Genomic DNA, 15,816 nt, shown 5'->3' with positions numbered 1-15,816 from the left:
TGTTTCTTATGGGAGCATCGGATAACTTTGCGTTAGATCGTCGATTCTGTTGAAAATTGTGGGACTTTTCTTGGAATCAAATTTACTGATATGAAATGAGGGAAAACCTCCCTGATTTTAGACGTTTTTAGCACGGAAATATGATTTTTAGGGAATTCCTCCTTAAAAATCTCGGTAAAACCACTATTTCCGACGAAAAAGAGTAATAATCGGGGAGGAATTCCCTAATTACGCGCCTGAATAAGATAATAAGTAAATAATTAGGGAGGTTTTCCGTAATTAGTGTGGCGGTTCTATTATGGTAGTATTTTTAAGCAGTTTCTGAATTGTTATTATGCTGCAATTTTTAACGCTTAATTATCAATAATTGATTAGTTCTAAACTTACTCACCTTCTTGAAGCTGCCGCAGCACAATGATCTCTACACGGCGGTTCTTTTGCTTACCTGCTGCTGATATGTTTTCCGCTGTGGGCTGGGTATCAGCATAACCCGCGTATTGAAAATTGTCGGGATTCAACCCTTCATGATCTAAGAAAAAGCGCAGCACTGACAGCGCACGAGCACCTGATAGCTCCCAGTTGTCGTTATAGTTCGAAGCCGAAGATACTGGCGTATTATCGGTATGTCCCTCAATGCTAATCTTTGCGCCGATGTCTTTGAATAAACCAGACAACTGCTGAAGGGCAGGAAAGGCTGGAGATTTCAAATTAGCTTTACCCGCATCAAAGAGAAAACGGTCACTGAGGGTGATTTCTATCCCTTGTGGTTTGTCAGCAACAAATATTTGTTCTCCGAGATTATTTGCCTCGACATATTGGGTGATCACACCCATTAATTCAGCAAGCTTTGCCTCTTGTTCTCGAAATGCCAGCTCACGTGCCGAAGGTGCTTCGTTCTCCGTTTGTTCAGCAGATCCATCATTCGGTCTCGCAGTTGCAGCTGCGTTCCCACCATTCCCGTCCACACTGTTCTGTCTGCTCTCAGTTGTCTTCCCGGCATCTAAAATGCCATTCCCACCGTCAAGAACAGTGCTTCCAGACTTGAAGGTCTCGGATAACGAGCCCGTCACAATATTATATTTGTCCGTGTCCAGGCTGCTCATCGCATACAATATAACGAAAAATATAAGCAAAAGTGTAATTAGATCAGCATAAGTAATCATCCAGCGGTCGCGGCTTTCCCGAGTCTCTACACGCCGCTTTCGCCGGTCTCTTTGTCTCATAGAAGACCTCTAGTTTCTGCGCGGTCATTCGTGTCCGTGTCTGAGATGAATGAGTTTAGTTTTTTACGAACGAGCAAGGGGTGATCGCCGTTCTGCAAAGAAAGAATGCCGACAAGCAGCATTTCCATACTATGTAACTCACTTTGACTGCGCGATTTAATTTTGGAAGCGATGGGTAAAAATATTAAATTAGCGATAGCGACACCGTACAGTGTTGCGGTAAATGCAACTGCGATAGAAGTGCCCAGATTTGAAGGGTCTGTAAGGTTGCCTAGCACACGAATGAGGCCCATCACCGTCCCGATAATTCCCATTGTAGGAGCATACCCACCAGCGGCTTCAAAAATTTTGGCGTAGCTCTCATGTTTCAATTCCTTAGCGTCCATTTCCAGTTCAAGAATTTGCCTAACCTGTTCAGGGTCAGTGCCGTCGACAATCAGAAGTAGACCTTCACGTGTAAAAGGATCCGGATGTATTTCTGCTTGTTTTTCTAACATTAACACACCGCCGCGACGCGCCACGGTTGCCATTGAAATGAGTTCTTCTGCTTTTTCTACACCACGATCAGGGTTGCTGCCGAAGGCCATGCGCAGTGCCGTTGGGATGGAGCGTAGCTTAGATGCCGGGAAACTGATCATAACGGCGGCAAATGTGCCTCCGAAGACAATCAAAGCTGCATTAAGCTGCAGCAATCCTGAGAGGCTTCCGCCTTCCCAGAGATAGCCGCCGATTAACGCAGCCAGTCCAGCCAATAGGCCGATTATTGAGGTGATATCCATGCTTTAAGCTCCTAACATTTCTATGTATTATGGTTTGCATCGATTTCATCAACACTGTATAATGAACGGGAACACATATTCTTATCTTCCATATTTTTTGATTATAAGGAAGTATAAGTTTCACGTTATACTTTAACCCTTATAATTCTCGCACAAACGCTTAACGTCTTTTAGAGACGCCAAAGGTGTTTTAGCTTGCCATCGTATGGAGAGAGAACATTCAGACAACAATTATAATATATTAATCTAGTTTAGACGATAGAGGGGAGACGGGCAAATGAGTGATATTGTCGTCAGTACAAAGACTTTTGAATTGGAGTCCGAGTATACACCCCAGGGCGATCAGCCTCATGCCATAGAGGAATTATTACAAGGCATCCGGCAGGGCAAGAAGCACCAGACGCTGCTGGGCGCAACGGGTACAGGTAAGACGTTTACCGTTGCACAAGTCATTTCTAAATTAAACCGCCCAACGCTAGTTATTGCGCACAACAAGACTTTGGCTGCCCAACTGGCGAGTGAGTTTAAGGAGTTTTTTCCGCATAATTCGGTAGACTATTTCGTCAGCTACTACGACTATTACCAACCAGAGGCGTATATTCCCTCCTCCGATACTTATATCGAGAAAGACTCCAGTATTAATGAAGAGATTGATAAATTGCGCCACTCCGCAACGAGCTCCTTGTTCGAACGGCGTGACGTTATTATTGTGGCGAGTGTGTCTTGTATTTACGGCCTCGGTTCGCCGATGGAATACGGAAGCTTGCTTTTGTCATTGCGGGTAGGAATGGAGAAGCCTCGAAATGAGATTTTGAGCAGACTAGTGGATATCCAGTACCAGCGTAATGATATCAATTTTGTACGCGGAACCTTCCGTGTACGTGGTGATGTGGTTGAGATTTTCCCGGCATCTCAGGGTGAGCATGCCATTCGGGTCGAATTGTTCGGTGATGAAATTGAGCGAATCACTGAGATTGATGTGCTGACGGGTGAACTGATCGGGGAACGCGATCATGTCGCTATTTTTCCGGCGTCTCACTTTGTTACCAAGGAAGAAACGATGCGAGTGGCACTGGTCAACATTGAGAAGGAGCTGGAAGATCGCTTAACAGTCCTTCGTGACGCAGGTAAACTTCTGGAAGCTCAACGTCTGGAGCAGCGAACACGTTATGATATTGAGATGATGAAGGAAGTGGGCTTCTGTTCGGGGATCGAGAACTATTCCGGACCGCTGACCTTCCGTGAACCTGGGGCAACTCCGTATACATTAATGGATTATTTTCCGGATGATATGCTGATCATTATTGATGAGTCCCATGTAACGCTTCCGCAGATTCGAGCGATGTATAACGGTGACCGTGCGCGTAAGACGGTGCTGGTAGAGCATGGTTTCCGTTTGCCGTCTGCGCTGGATAACCGTCCACTCCAGTTCGAGGAATTCGAAGAAAAGGTGAAGCAAATTATATACGTCTCTGCGACTCCTGGACCCTATGAAATGGAACACTGTGATACTATGGTGCAGCAGATTATCCGGCCAACGGGTCTTTTAGATCCGATCATTGAGGTTCGTCCTACAGAGGGGCAGATCGATGATTTGATCAGTGAAATTCGCGAACGGGTGGAACGGGATGAACGTGTACTCGTCACCACGTTGACGAAGAAGATGTCGGAGGATCTGACGGATTACTTTAAGGAAATAGGAATTAAGGTTCGTTACATGCACTCTGATATCAAAACGCTGGAGCGGATGGCGATCTTACGTGATCTTCGTCTCGGTACATTCCATGTATTAGTAGGGATTAACCTGCTAAGAGAAGGTCTTGACCTACCAGAAGTATCACTGGTTGCCATTCTCGATGCTGATAAAGAGGGCTTCCTTCGTTCCGAACGCTCACTAATTCAGACGATTGGTCGTGCGGCCCGGAACTCCGAGGGTCGTGTAATCATGTACGGTGATCGAATCACTGATTCGATGGAGAAAGCGATGAGCGAAACATCGCGTCGTCGCGCCATCCAGATCGCCCATAATGAGAAACACGGTATTACCCCAACCACCATTAATAAAAAGGTGCGTGACATCATTGAGGCAACCAAGGTTGCCGAGTCTAAAGCGGATTACCTTACGGGTGTTGGTGGCAAGATGAATAAGAAAGAGAAACAAAGTCTGATTCAGCGTCTGGAAGCTGAGATGAAGGACGCAGCGAAGAACCTGCAATTCGAACGCGCAGCAGAGCTGCGTGACGCATTGCTGGAGCTTCGGGCTGAGTAACAAACGATAAACGCATCACCGATATTTAAAATATGTAATGAACGGTGCTGTCCAGGCCGTTCTTTTTGAATAAATAGATGGACGCGCATCCCAGTGCCCTGTGTAGTTAGCGCATCCCGCAGGGACAGCGTTCCACAGCGCTTCTGGCACTTACGCGCATCCCGTAGGGACAGCGTTCCGCAACGTTATAGCAGTTGCGGTAATCTCGCACTTTCCGCTTTTAGCTAGTGTGCGCCTAACGTCCAAGCGGTCCTGTAGGGATAAGCGATCTGAACGCCGTAGTCACTAAGTCCCGTCCCACCAACCTCCTTCACCAAAAAATGCGGGTGTCCAGAGGGTGCAACCCTTGGGGCCCTCCCTTGGAAGGGAGGGTTTGGGAGGGATCGAAAACGCTTTTGATAAAGCTTTGATATTAGATTCATTAAGGAGAGGTTCCGTTGGCGAACGATAATATTGTAATTAAAGGCGCGAGGGCGCACAATCTCAAAAACATCGATGTGACGATTCCACGTGACCGTTTCGTCGTGCTGACGGGACTGAGCGGATCAGGTAAGTCGTCGCTTGCATTTGATACCATTTATGCCGAAGGACAACGGCGTTATGTTGAATCTTTGTCCGCTTATGCTCGTCAGTTCCTGGGTCAAATGGAGAAACCCGATGTAGATTCCATAGACGGATTGTCCCCGGCGATCTCTATTGACCAGAAGACAACAAGTCGTAACCCGCGATCCACAGTAGGTACGGTAACTGAGATTTATGACTATTTGCGGTTGCTTTTCGCGCGGATCGGTCACCCTCATTGTCCAGAGCATGGAATTGAGATTACTTCGCAGACCGTTGAACAAATGGTAGACCGGATTATGCAGTATCCAGAGAAGACACGTTTGCAGATCCTAGCGCCTATCATTTCAGGACGTAAAGGGGAACATAAGGGACTCTTCACAGATATCTCCAAGCAAGGCTTCGTACGTGTACGTGTGGATGGAGAACTGCGAGATCTTTCCGAAGATATTGAGTTGGAGAAGAATAAGAAACACACCATCGAAGTTGTTGTAGACCGGATTGTCGTTAAAGATGATATGGAGACACGTCTTACAGATTCATTGGAGACGGCCCTGAAGCTTTCGGGTGGTAAAATCCTTGTGGATATTATCGGGCAGGAAGAGCTTCTCTTCAGCTCTAACTTTGCTTGTCCGGTGTGTGGATTCAGTATTGAAGAATTAGCACCGCGTATGTTCTCTTTCAACAGTCCATTCGGAGCCTGCACGGAGTGCGATGGTCTTGGTATGAAAATGGTGGTCGATCCAGACCTGCTTATTCCTGATGCTGAGAAATCTATTGAAGAGGGTGCTTTTTTAGCTTGGACCGGAAGTACCTCCAATTACTATCCACAATTTCTAAAGTCCGTGTGTGAGCACTTTAATATTCCACAGAACGTTCCAGTGAGTAGTTTATCACCTGATCATATGAATAAACTACTGCATGGTACAGGTAGTGAGAAGGTACGCTTCAAATATGAGAATGATTTTGGACAAAAGAAAGATGCGATGGTTGCTTTTGAAGGGATTATTCCGAATCTGGAGCGTCGTTACCGGGAGACTGCATCTGACGGTATTCGTGAATTTATCGAAGGATTTATGAGTGCTAAGCCTTGTCATGTCTGTAAGGGTAAACGACTGAAGAAAGAAATTTTGGCGGTAACGATTAACGAACGCAACATATCGGATATTACCGATCTATCGATTGGTGACTGCCAGCATTGGTTTGAAGATATAAAGTTAAGTGAGAAAGAGACGGCTATCGCTAATCTTATTCTTAAAGAAATCTGTAATCGTCTGGGGTTCTTGGTAAATGTCGGATTGGACTATTTGACACTTAGCCGCGCAGCAGGCTCACTATCTGGTGGTGAAGCACAGCGTATCCGGTTGGCGACTCAGATCGGTTCAAGCTTAATGGGTGTATTGTACATTCTGGATGAACCAAGTATTGGACTGCATCAGCGGGATAATGATCGCCTCATCTCAACCCTTGCACATATGCGTGATTTAGGGAATACGCTGATTGTTGTAGAGCATGACGAAGACACGATGATGGCAGCGGATTATATTATTGATATCGGTCCCGGTGCAGGTATTCATGGTGGACAAGTTATGGCACAAGGGACGCCGGAAGAAATTATGAATGATCCGAATTCCTTAACGGGTGAGTATTTAAGCGGTCGTAAGTTTATTCCGGTAACCGCTAAGCGTCGTGCAACTGATGATCGCTGGATTGAAATCCGTGGTGCTAAAGAGAATAACCTGAAGAATGTGAATGTGAAGATTCCATTAGGTGTTTTTACTGCGGTAACAGGGGTATCGGGTTCCGGTAAATCCTCACTGATTAACGAGATTCTTTATAAGAGCTTGGCGCGTCAATTGAATAAGGCTGTGAAGGTTCGACCTGGTGAGCACAAAGAAATTCGTGGACTGGAAAATCTCGATAAAGTTATTGAAATTGACCAATCACCAATTGGGCGTACACCACGCTCTAACCCAGCAACCTATACGGGTGTATTTGACGACATTCGTGATCTGTTCTCGAAGACAAATGAAGCTAAAGTGCGCGGGTTCCAAAAAGGACGGTTTAGCTTTAACGTAAAAGGTGGACGCTGTGAAGCCTGCCGTGGGGACGGAATTATCAAGATTGAGATGCACTTCTTGCCGGACGTCTATGTTCCATGCGAAGTATGTAAGGGAAAACGTTATAACCGGGAAACACTAGAAGTGAAGTATAAAGGAAAAAACATTTCCGACGTGCTGGAGATGACGGTAGAGGATGCTACAGAATTCTTCGTGAATATTCCTCGTATTCATCGTAAAATGCAAACACTGATGGATGTTGGTCTTGGTTACATTAAGATTGGTCAGCCAGGTACTACTTTATCCGGTGGTGAAGCGCAGCGCGTGAAGTTGGCTTCCGAGCTATACCGTCGTAGTACCGGAAAAACACTCTATATTTTGGATGAGCCTACAACGGGTCTGCATGTGGATGACATTGGTCGTTTACTAGAAGTATTACATCGCTTGGTGGATTCTGGAGAATCGGTACTTGTCATTGAGCATAATCTGGATGTTATTAAGACAGCGGACTATCTCATCGATATGGGACCTGAAGGCGGCAGTGGCGGCGGAACTGTGCTGGCAACAGGAACACCAGAGAAGCTTATTACCGTTGCGGAGTCTTACACAGGTAAGTATCTGAAGCCGGTTCTGATTCGTGATACAGAGCGTACCAAAGCTCTTATGCTTGAGACGGCGGAAACTACTTAAGCTATAAATAGCTGGGTAATATAACTATCAAATGATAAAAGGTCACGGCAATTTGCTGTGGCCTTATTGTTTGTTGTCCAAGATCATTATTTTGGAAAAACAATTGACAGGTAAAATTACTTCAAGCTCAAAAACAACTTATCTAAAGTGAGTTTTCTAGTAAAAGTTGTACGACTCCTATAAAAAGAAAACTAAATAATAGACGAGATAGGCATATGTAGAGCATGTCCGTCGTAAGATTTAGTGAGGAGCATGCTGTTGCTGTAAGTATACTTAATGGGTAATAGAAGAACAGCAGGTCCAACGGTCCTTTGAAAAAATTATACATTTAACTCTATCAAAAGCTCCGGTTACTAGATTGAGGAAAACCTCCCTAAAAAACTTGATGTTTGCAGCTTTTAAGCTCAAATTAGGGAAAATCCCCCTATTGATCGGGAGGATTTGTTCAATAAGATAGTATTCTCATGATTTTTAAGGAGCAATTCCCTAATCCATAAAAGCTCTAAGCTCCGAAAGCTAAGATTGAAGTTCAAATTAATAATCTTTATCTCATTTCTATGCTGTTAAATCATTTCAAAGACACTAACCAACTTCATTTAATTACCTTTATAGAGCAGAACACAATCTGTCCAGTCTGCGTTGTCCACACAATAAAATACCAAACGTCAATGAACAAAATCATTAATTTATCCGATTTTGCAGTAATAAAAGATATTTTTTGCGACAAATACATAATTTTTCTACAAAACCTATTGCATCGCCCAAATGGTAGCGATAACATAGAAGAGGATATGGGGAATACTGGATCTTGCTTGACAACATTTTTGAGGAGGTAAGGTAATGCTACTTGCAGAAGTTGCCGCGCAAGGACCGTCTAAATTTCATACCTTTGATGTTTTTATGATTTTATTCACCATCCTAATTTTGGTCGGAGTCATTCGGTTGCTGAGAGCTCCGCAGAAGAACAAGTTCGCCATTGGTTTCGGAGCGGTTAGTTTGCTGGTTTTTATAATCTCTGACTATGCCATGGTGATGCATTGGTTAAGTTAACGAAAGAACTAAACTGAACAGCTTTGCACCAAAAGACTCCTTTAACGCCGTGGGCGCATTGAAGGCGTCTTTTTTCAAATTATATATTGTAAAATTTATCCATGTGCAGAGAGGGTCTGGTGAAGGTCGATGAGGATTGGGGAGAAGCTGGTGAAGAAAGGATTGGGCCTGCTGCTGTGCGGTGTGTTGCTGTCAGGAGTATGGAGTGAATCGGTTTATGCGTTTGGTAGTGCGGCAAAGACGGTTAGCACGGCGACGACAGCCCAGAGAAACAAAATTAAAAATTCGACAGCAGCAGCAGACCTCATACCAGGGATTATTAAAAATGTTACCCCTTCCGTAGTTGGCATTATCGGCAAAGACGATGGTGGTGGGAATAGCGGACCGGATGATCGGTACAATCTGACGCATGGTTCTGGCATTATTGTGAAATCGAACGGCTGGATTGTAACTAATGCACATGTCATCAAGGATCTGCAGAACGCCGTGGTAGTGACGTCGGATTCCAAAACCTACAGCATTAAAGAAACGTATCTCGATGAAGTAAGTGATCTGGCACTGATCAAAATCAATGCCACCTCCCTTAAACCTGCAAAGTTTATTCCATCGACAGGCAAAACAGTAGTTGGTGAGAAGGTAGTCGCCATCGGCACACCGATCAGTTTTTCACTAAGGAATTCTGCGACTGTAGGGGTAATAAGTGGTCTTAACCGTGAAGTAGATGCGGCTTATCGTCTGATTCAGAGTGACACTGCGATTAATCCCGGAAATAGCGGAGGTCCGCTAGTGAATATGAAGGGTGAGGTGCTCGGAATAAACAGCTTGAAATATTCAGCGGTGGGTGTGGAGAATATGGGCTTCTCTATTCCGGCAGACACCGTGCAGTATATTATGAACCAGCTTTTTAAGTACGGTGAAGTAAAACACCCGAGTCTTGGACTGGAGTTAGAAGCGAGTTGGTCCTCCATTGTGGGCTTGCCAACGTTTGATCCACTGACCGTAACCAAGGTGGTATCTCCTGAAGCACTTAAGGCGGGTGTTGCCGAAGACGATGTCTTGTACAGCATTGACGGTCACCGTGTGGTCTCACTAGTTGATATTAATGAATTGTTCAAAAGCTATTCTCCAGGTATGACGGTACGACTGGTTATGCAAAGTGAAGGGGATATCATTATCCGTAAGCTCGTGCTCACTCAGGGTGATCCCCTGTTAAGTGAAGAAGGTTCAGGAACAGATGGGGACGAGCATACGGAAGAATAATCAGGGAAACTCGTGAGGGGGACGGTAAATGGGCTTTAAAGTGTTAAAACAAGGATTGTGTGTGATACTGGCCTTACTATTATTATTTTCTATATTACCCATACAAACAGCACGGGCAGCAGAAGCAAAGAAACTACAGCTGAGCCTTAAAGTTGGTAGTACATCAGCTACGGTGAATGGAAAAAAGGTGGCTATTGAGCGACCTTTTATAGAGAATGGAACGGTTATGGTTCCGCTTGGGGTTTTTAAAAAGACATTTGGCAGTACGGTTTCCTTAGAGGGAAATGATGTAGTGAAAGTAACGTACGGCTCTCATACAGGGTTGATGACAATGGGTAGTACTAGCGCCTGGAAGGATGAGACTAAAGTTAAACTCACCTCCGCGCCTCGGATGGTTTCAGGTGTGCTAATGGTGCCGCTGCGTTTTGTGGCGAATGTACTGGGTGCAACTCTCTCCCAAGGGAAAGGCGGTGAGCTAATAATTACCCTAGTTCCTGCAGACAATGAAGGAGATGTACCAGTGGATAGGGGTATTGATAGTGATGTGGGGAAGACGCGAATTGGGAACAGCTATTTTCAATGGACATTAAATTATCCGTCTGGACTGATTACTGGAAATAGCGGTGGAGATGAGAGCGTGGCTACCTTTTCGAGCGCTGACAATCTTTATTATTTGGAGATTCATGCAAGTGATCAGGCGGTTTCGCTGGATGCAGATGGGCTTCTGGAACAACTAGTTCGGGAAGTCGAGGAAGGTGGGGAATTGATATTAGATCGGGAGTCGTTCCCCAAGGCCTCTGTGCCCTATGCGCGATTGGTCAGTAAAGATTCCAGCGGAGCACTCTGGGAAAGCAGGTTGATCTATGCAGAAGGTAGACTTTATGAGATTTATTTGACGGATGAAAAAGCCGTTAATTATAAAGACTTAGCTAAGTATTCGGGTTTGCTGAGCTCCTTTCGACCCTCTTTTGACACCAAGGATAACAAGATCCGTGATCTATCTACTGTAAAAAACGGCCTGAGCGAGTCCTACAATGAGGACTACGGCATTTCACTACAGGCTCCTGTTGCTTGGACTAAGGATGACCAGCATTTTTATTATGAAAGCAAACAAGGAAGTCATTTGAGTGTGGCGATTACATCGGCACCTGCTGGTTCTACACTAGAGAGCTGGGCTGAAGAATTGAAGACCAAAACGCAGGAAAACTTTGTAGCGGATGCTTATATTTTTAAGGATATCAAGAAGTCTGAAATCTCCGGTGTACCTGCGCAAATAAGTGAGACACAGTTGAATTTCGGCAACGGGTGGACGACAGAATATCAGGTAATGGTGCTCAAGAATGGGTTCCGATACTATTTTGAATATGTGTCATCTGCTGGACAAGAAGACGATAAGGCCAAATTTAAAGCCATTATAGCCTCAATTGATATTGATTTTGATCACATGAAGGAGAACTTCGGGCGACTCGCTAGCGATGATTATAAGACACTCAAGAATAAAACGATAACCAAAGTATCCAAAAGATACGGCTATGCCATCGATATTCCACGCTTGTGGACGCCTAATCAAGATGTATTCGAGACTCAGTCAGTGGAGTATCGGTTCATCGGAGGACGCTTCCAGATCAGTTCAAAACCTGAGGGCTCCGTGGATTATACGGTTAATGTACTCAAGGATTCTTATCAAAATAAAAATAATGATCCTAAAGGTCCCCGCATTGAAAGTATAGTGGAATCTACCTTTGCAGGTGTTCCTGCTACGATCCTTACTGTGAATCAAATCAAGAATGGTGTTCCTCTCCGCAGTAAGCAAGTTGTTTTTGGTAAAAATGAAGTGGTCTATACGATTACTGTTATGCTAAATGATGCCAATGCTACTACAGAACAGCAAGCACTGCTGGATAAAACACTGCAATCGTTTCGGTTTACGGGGAATGAATAGTTTAGAGGTGATTGGAGTTCATGACTAACTGATAGTAGAGTGTAATTCAATTAGGTGAGAACGTCCTTATAGCCAAAATGGCGTGGGACGTTCTTTTCTTTATATAAATGTTGGTAAACACATGGCGCTGTGATGTGATATTTGATACAATTATCAAGTTAATCAACTAGAAATGACCCGCCACCTGGCGGTTTGGGAGGATATAAATGAAAGAGCAACAAATACGCAGAGAAGACGTGGAGCTGTTGGCACCTGCAGGTGACTGGGACTGCATGCGTGCGGCGGTAGCGAACGGAGCCGATGCTATCTTTTTTGGCGTAGAGAAGTTTAATGCACGGGCGAGAGCGAACAACTTTCGCATGGACGAGCTGACGGAAATTATGGCGTTTTTGCATAGCTATGGTGTGAAGGGTTTCCTGACCTTTAATATACTGGTTTTTGAAAATGAATTGTCTGATGCGAAAGAACTGATTGACGCTTGTGTAGATGCTGGCGTGGACGCGGTGATTGTACAGGATTTAGGTTTGGTCAAAATGATCCGTGAAATCTCACCGGATTTCCCGATTCATGGTTCGACACAAATGACGATCACTTCACCGGAAGCGGTTGAGTTTACTAAGCCTTTCAGTTTGGAACGCGTGGTACTCGGTCGTGAGAACAATCTGAAGCAAATTAAGACGATTGGGGAACAAGCCCGTCTGCCGATGGAAGTATTCGTGCACGGAGCCTTATGTGTCTCTTATTCGGGTCAATGTCTAACTTCAGAAATGTGGGGTGGACGTTCCGCCAACCGTGGAGAATGTGCTCAAGCTTGCCGTCTGCCTTATGATCTGATGGTGGATGGAGAAGTTAAACCAATGGGTGATGTGACTTATTTGCTCTCCCCTAAGGATTTGGCAGCTATTGATCTTATGCCTGAGCTGATCGAGGCGGGTGTAACTTCTTTCAAAATCGAAGGCCGCCTCAAGAGCCCGGAATACGTTGCGAATGTAGTTAGTAAGTACCGTAAGGCAATTGATCGGTATTTTGATGGCGATTTGTCCAAACCATCGAAGGAAGAAGTTCGTGAACTGCAACAGAGCTTCTCCCGCGGTTTCACACATGGTTTCCTAGACGGAACGAACAATAAAAAGCTCGTAGACGGCACTTTCCCGAAAAGCCGTGGTGTATATCTTGGAACGGTTGAACAAATTCTTCGTGATGGCGTTGTCTGCCGTATTCATGCACCGTTGAAGCGTGGCGATGGCATCGTGTTTGATGCAGGGGATCCGACGAAAAAAGAAGAAGGCGGACGTGTATATGATCTTCGTCGTAAAGGTGTGAAACTTGAAGGCGAAGCCGGGGAAGGCTGGATCGTCGACATCGTAGCCGGTCGTAACGATGTGGACCTACGTCGTCTAAATGTCGGTGACCGCATTTGGAAGACTAATGACCCTGCGCTAGACAAGGCGCTGCGTCAGACTTATGAAACCGAGAAGCCATACCGGGTATTCCCGGTACATGTGCGAGTGCAGGGCTGCGTGGGCGAGAAGCTGACCACATGGTGGACGGATGTTCAGAAGAACGTTACCGTCCGTGTGGACTCGGAGCTCGCGCTGGAAGCGGCGCAAAAGCGTCCGATGGATGCCGCGCTGCTGGAAGAACAATTCGGCCGCCTGGGCGGGACCGTGTTCCAGCTTGACGCGCTAGAGTCGCATCTGCAAGGCGACGTGATCGTCCCTATGCGCGAGCTGAACAGCATCCGCCGCCAAGCGGTGGAGCTTCTTGCGGGCGAGCGCCCGAAACCGCCCGTGTACGTGAAACGGGCGATCGAGGTCTATGGCGACGCTACCCGTAGGGGCGTCGCTCCGCAGCGCGCTGGTGAAGCGGAGCTCACCGCGCTGTGCCGCAGCCTGCCGCAGGTGCAGGCTGCGCTCGAGGCCGGCGTGAGAAACATATACGCCGACTTCGAGTTTATTAAGCAGTTCCCGGCAGCGGTAGATGCTGTACGGGCTGCAGGGGCCAGCATCGCGCTGGCCACGCCGCGCATTCATATGCCGGGTGAGAACGGCTACCACGCCAATATTCTGCGCTTGCAGCCGGATGCCGTGTTAGTACGCAATACAGGCGCGCTGTATTATTACTTGCGCCGCCGCCAGGAACAACCGGATGCTGTGCATCCTCGCTTGATTGGCGATTTCTCACTGAATATCGCCAATCATAAGGCAGTGGATCTGTTCCTTGAGGCAGGTTGTGACATGGTAACACCATCCTATGACTTGAACATTCAACAGATGGTCGATCTGCTTGAGCACAGCGACACTTCTCGTATGGAGATTGTAATCCATCAGCATTTGCCGATGTTCCACACAGAGCACTGTGTATACTGTACCTTCATGAGTGAAGGCACAGACTTTACGAACTGTGGCCGTCCATGTGAAGAGCATCGTGCTTCCCTGCAAGACCGTATTGGAATGTCTCACCCAGTTCGTGTGGATGAAGGCTGCCGCAATACCGTCTACAATGCAGTTGAGCAGTCCGGTGCGGAGTATTTGAACAATTTCCGTGATCTAGGTGTATCCTCGTACCGTGTGGAGTTTCTGGAAGAGACACCAGAGCAAGTGGCTGAGGTAATTAGCCTCTATAGCCGCGCACTGCGTGGTGAGATCTCTGGTACGCAGGTATGGAAGAGCCTGAAAGCTACCAACCAGCTCGGGGTTACACGGGGACAATTGGTTAACGCGAAGTAATAAAGGTTAAAGAAATAGGGCTAGGTGACTACCAGTAGATACTGGTGTTGCTTGGCCCTTTTTTATAGAAATAATCTCGTCCTCTTTGTTAATTGCATATACTAGATAATGTATAGGTGAGAGTTAGCAAAGGAGGGGATCTTGTAAAAGACTTATATAATTCCTTCCTCTCCGATTTGATTGGAATTGATATACAAATATAACAAACTCTCTGACATTAGTCTGGTATAACTGCTATAATTGAAGGAAATATGCCATTTTACTATACAGAGTTTAAAATGGAAGAGTAACCGACAGAAGGAGTTAATGTGATGAAGATCCGTAAAGCCATTATCCCCGCTGCAGGTCTTGGTACCCGTTTTTTGCCTGCAACCAAAGCAATGCCTAAAGAAATGCTGCCGATAGTAGATAAACCGACGATCCAATATATTGTCGAAGAAGCAGTTGCTTCCGGAATCGAGGATATTATTATCGTGACGGGGAAAGGTAAACGGGCGATTGAAGACCACTTTGATAACTCTTTTGAACTAGAGTTTAATTTAGCAGAGAAGCAGAAGTGGGAACTTCTTGAGTCCGTTCGCAAATCCTCTGAAATGGCTGATATCCATTACATTCGCCAAAAAGAGCCAAGAGGTCTTGGACACGCGATTTGGTGTGCGCGTAAATTTATTGGAAACGAGCCGTTTGCAGTACTGCTGGGTGATGATATTGTTGAGTCGGAGAAACCCTGCCTCAAGCAGATGATGGAGGTATATGAGCAGTATAAATCCTCCATTGTGGGTGTCCAACCTGTGCCTTGGGAAGAAGTTTCCCGCTATGGATTGGTAGATGGAACTGAATTGGCTGAGAGAGTCTATAAGGCCAATCGTCTTGTAGAGAAGCCGAAGAGAGAAGATGCACCTTCTAATCTAGCGATTCTAGGACGGTACATCTTAACTCCACGCATCTTTGATATGCTTGGTGAGCAGCAGGTGGGTGTGGGTGGAGAAATTCAGCTCACGGATGCCATCTCTCGCTTAAGTGAAGTGGAGCGGATTATCGCTTATGACTTTGAAGGCAAACGTCATGACGTTGGTGAGAAGATGGGCTTCATTCAGACCACTATTCATTATGCCCTTCAGCATGAAGAGCTTAAGGATGATTTACTTCGTTATATGAAAGAGCTTGTAGATAGTGAAGTTGCTAAGGCGGGGTTATAAGTAGAACTTATATTATCGAAAAAAAGAAGCGCGCCACGTAACCGCAGTGGCGCG

9 protein-coding genes are annotated in these 15,816 nt (G+C 45.7%); 7 read left to right on the top strand and 2 right to left on the bottom strand.

The genetic code is table 11. From position 1 onward, the window contains the following. Window positions 1-383 precede the first annotated feature (383 nt). Window positions 384-1,223 carry a flagellar motor protein MotB gene (locus ACDZ28_RS05580; RefSeq protein ID WP_076119151.1) on the bottom strand — a complete coding sequence of 280 codons (840 nt, stop codon included), beginning with the start codon at window positions 1,221-1,223 and terminating at the stop codon, window positions 384-386. Beyond that, window positions 1,220-2,002: a flagellar motor protein gene (locus ACDZ28_RS05575; RefSeq protein ID WP_375104177.1), complete on the bottom strand. Its 783-nt coding sequence runs from the start codon at window positions 2,000-2,002 to the stop codon at window positions 1,220-1,222. The genes ACDZ28_RS05580 and ACDZ28_RS05575 overlap by 4 nt, the downstream gene beginning before the upstream one ends. 277 nt (window positions 2,003-2,279) lie before the next feature. Here ACDZ28_RS05575 and uvrB point away from each other — a divergent pair, with 277 nt between their 5' ends. From uvrB to galU, 7 genes are all read left to right on the top strand, one after another. Further along, entirely contained in the window at window positions 2,280-4,271 is a 1,992-nt protein-coding gene (uvrB, locus tag ACDZ28_RS05570) for an excinuclease ABC subunit UvrB (RefSeq protein WP_042131282.1), read from the top strand. Window positions 4,272-4,708: 437 nt separating this feature from the next. After that, window positions 4,709-7,582, top strand: coding sequence for an excinuclease ABC subunit UvrA (gene uvrA, locus ACDZ28_RS05565; RefSeq protein WP_341115414.1), 2,874 nt, complete (start codon window positions 4,709-4,711; stop codon window positions 7,580-7,582). 840 nt (window positions 7,583-8,422) lie between these two features. Then, window positions 8,423-8,632 (top strand): DUF2759 family protein, encoded by a 210-nt coding sequence (locus ACDZ28_RS05560; RefSeq protein ID WP_042131279.1) that lies wholly within the window; start codon window positions 8,423-8,425, stop codon window positions 8,630-8,632. A 129-nt stretch (window positions 8,633-8,761) separates the two neighbouring features. Continuing rightward, entirely contained in the window at window positions 8,762-9,892 is a 1,131-nt protein-coding gene (locus tag ACDZ28_RS05555) for a S1C family serine protease (RefSeq protein ID WP_375104176.1), read from the top strand. A 28-nt stretch (window positions 9,893-9,920) separates the two neighbouring features. After that, complete coding sequence (locus tag ACDZ28_RS05550) at window positions 9,921-11,834, top strand: stalk domain-containing protein (protein ID WP_375104175.1); 1,914 nt, start codon at window positions 9,921-9,923, stop codon at window positions 11,832-11,834. A gap of 206 nt (window positions 11,835-12,040) precedes the next feature. Further along, a complete protein-coding gene (locus ACDZ28_RS05545) occupies window positions 12,041-14,563 on the top strand; it encodes a DUF3656 domain-containing protein (protein ID WP_375104174.1) in 2,523 nt (840 codons plus the stop codon). A gap of 311 nt (window positions 14,564-14,874) precedes the next feature. Further along, window positions 14,875-15,762 carry a UTP--glucose-1-phosphate uridylyltransferase GalU gene (gene galU / locus ACDZ28_RS05540; protein WP_042131276.1) on the top strand — a complete coding sequence of 296 codons (888 nt, stop codon included), beginning with the start codon at window positions 14,875-14,877 and terminating at the stop codon, window positions 15,760-15,762. The last annotated feature ends 54 nt before the right edge of the window (window positions 15,763-15,816 follow it).

This window comes from Paenibacillus sp. RS8, assembly GCF_041956825.1.
Lineage (GTDB): Bacteria > Bacillota > Bacilli > Paenibacillales > Paenibacillaceae > Paenibacillus_AQ.
This window is presented reverse-complemented; position numbering and strand designations above follow the sequence as displayed.

Excerpts from the sequence above, each read along its gene's own strand:
- ACDZ28_RS05550 (WP_375104175.1), top strand. The coding sequence starts at position 9,921 with ATGGGCTTTAAAGTGTTAAAACAAGGATTGTGTGTGATACTGGCCTTA.
- ACDZ28_RS05560 (WP_042131279.1), top strand. The coding sequence starts at position 8,423 with ATGCTACTTGCAGAAGTTGCCGCGCAAGGACCGTCTAAATTTCATACC.
- ACDZ28_RS05555 (WP_375104176.1), top strand. The coding sequence starts at position 8,762 with ATGAGGATTGGGGAGAAGCTGGTGAAGAAAGGATTGGGCCTGCTGCTG.
- ACDZ28_RS05575 (WP_375104177.1), bottom strand. The coding sequence starts at position 2,002 with ATGGATATCACCTCAATAATCGGCCTATTGGCTGGACTGGCTGCGTTA.
- uvrB (WP_042131282.1), top strand. The coding sequence starts at position 2,280 with ATGAGTGATATTGTCGTCAGTACAAAGACTTTTGAATTGGAGTCCGAG.
- ACDZ28_RS05545 (WP_375104174.1), top strand. The coding sequence starts at position 12,041 with ATGAAAGAGCAACAAATACGCAGAGAAGACGTGGAGCTGTTGGCACCT.
- galU (WP_042131276.1), top strand. The coding sequence starts at position 14,875 with ATGAAGATCCGTAAAGCCATTATCCCCGCTGCAGGTCTTGGTACCCGT.
- ACDZ28_RS05580 (WP_076119151.1), bottom strand. The coding sequence starts at position 1,223 with ATGAGACAAAGAGACCGGCGAAAGCGGCGTGTAGAGACTCGGGAAAGC.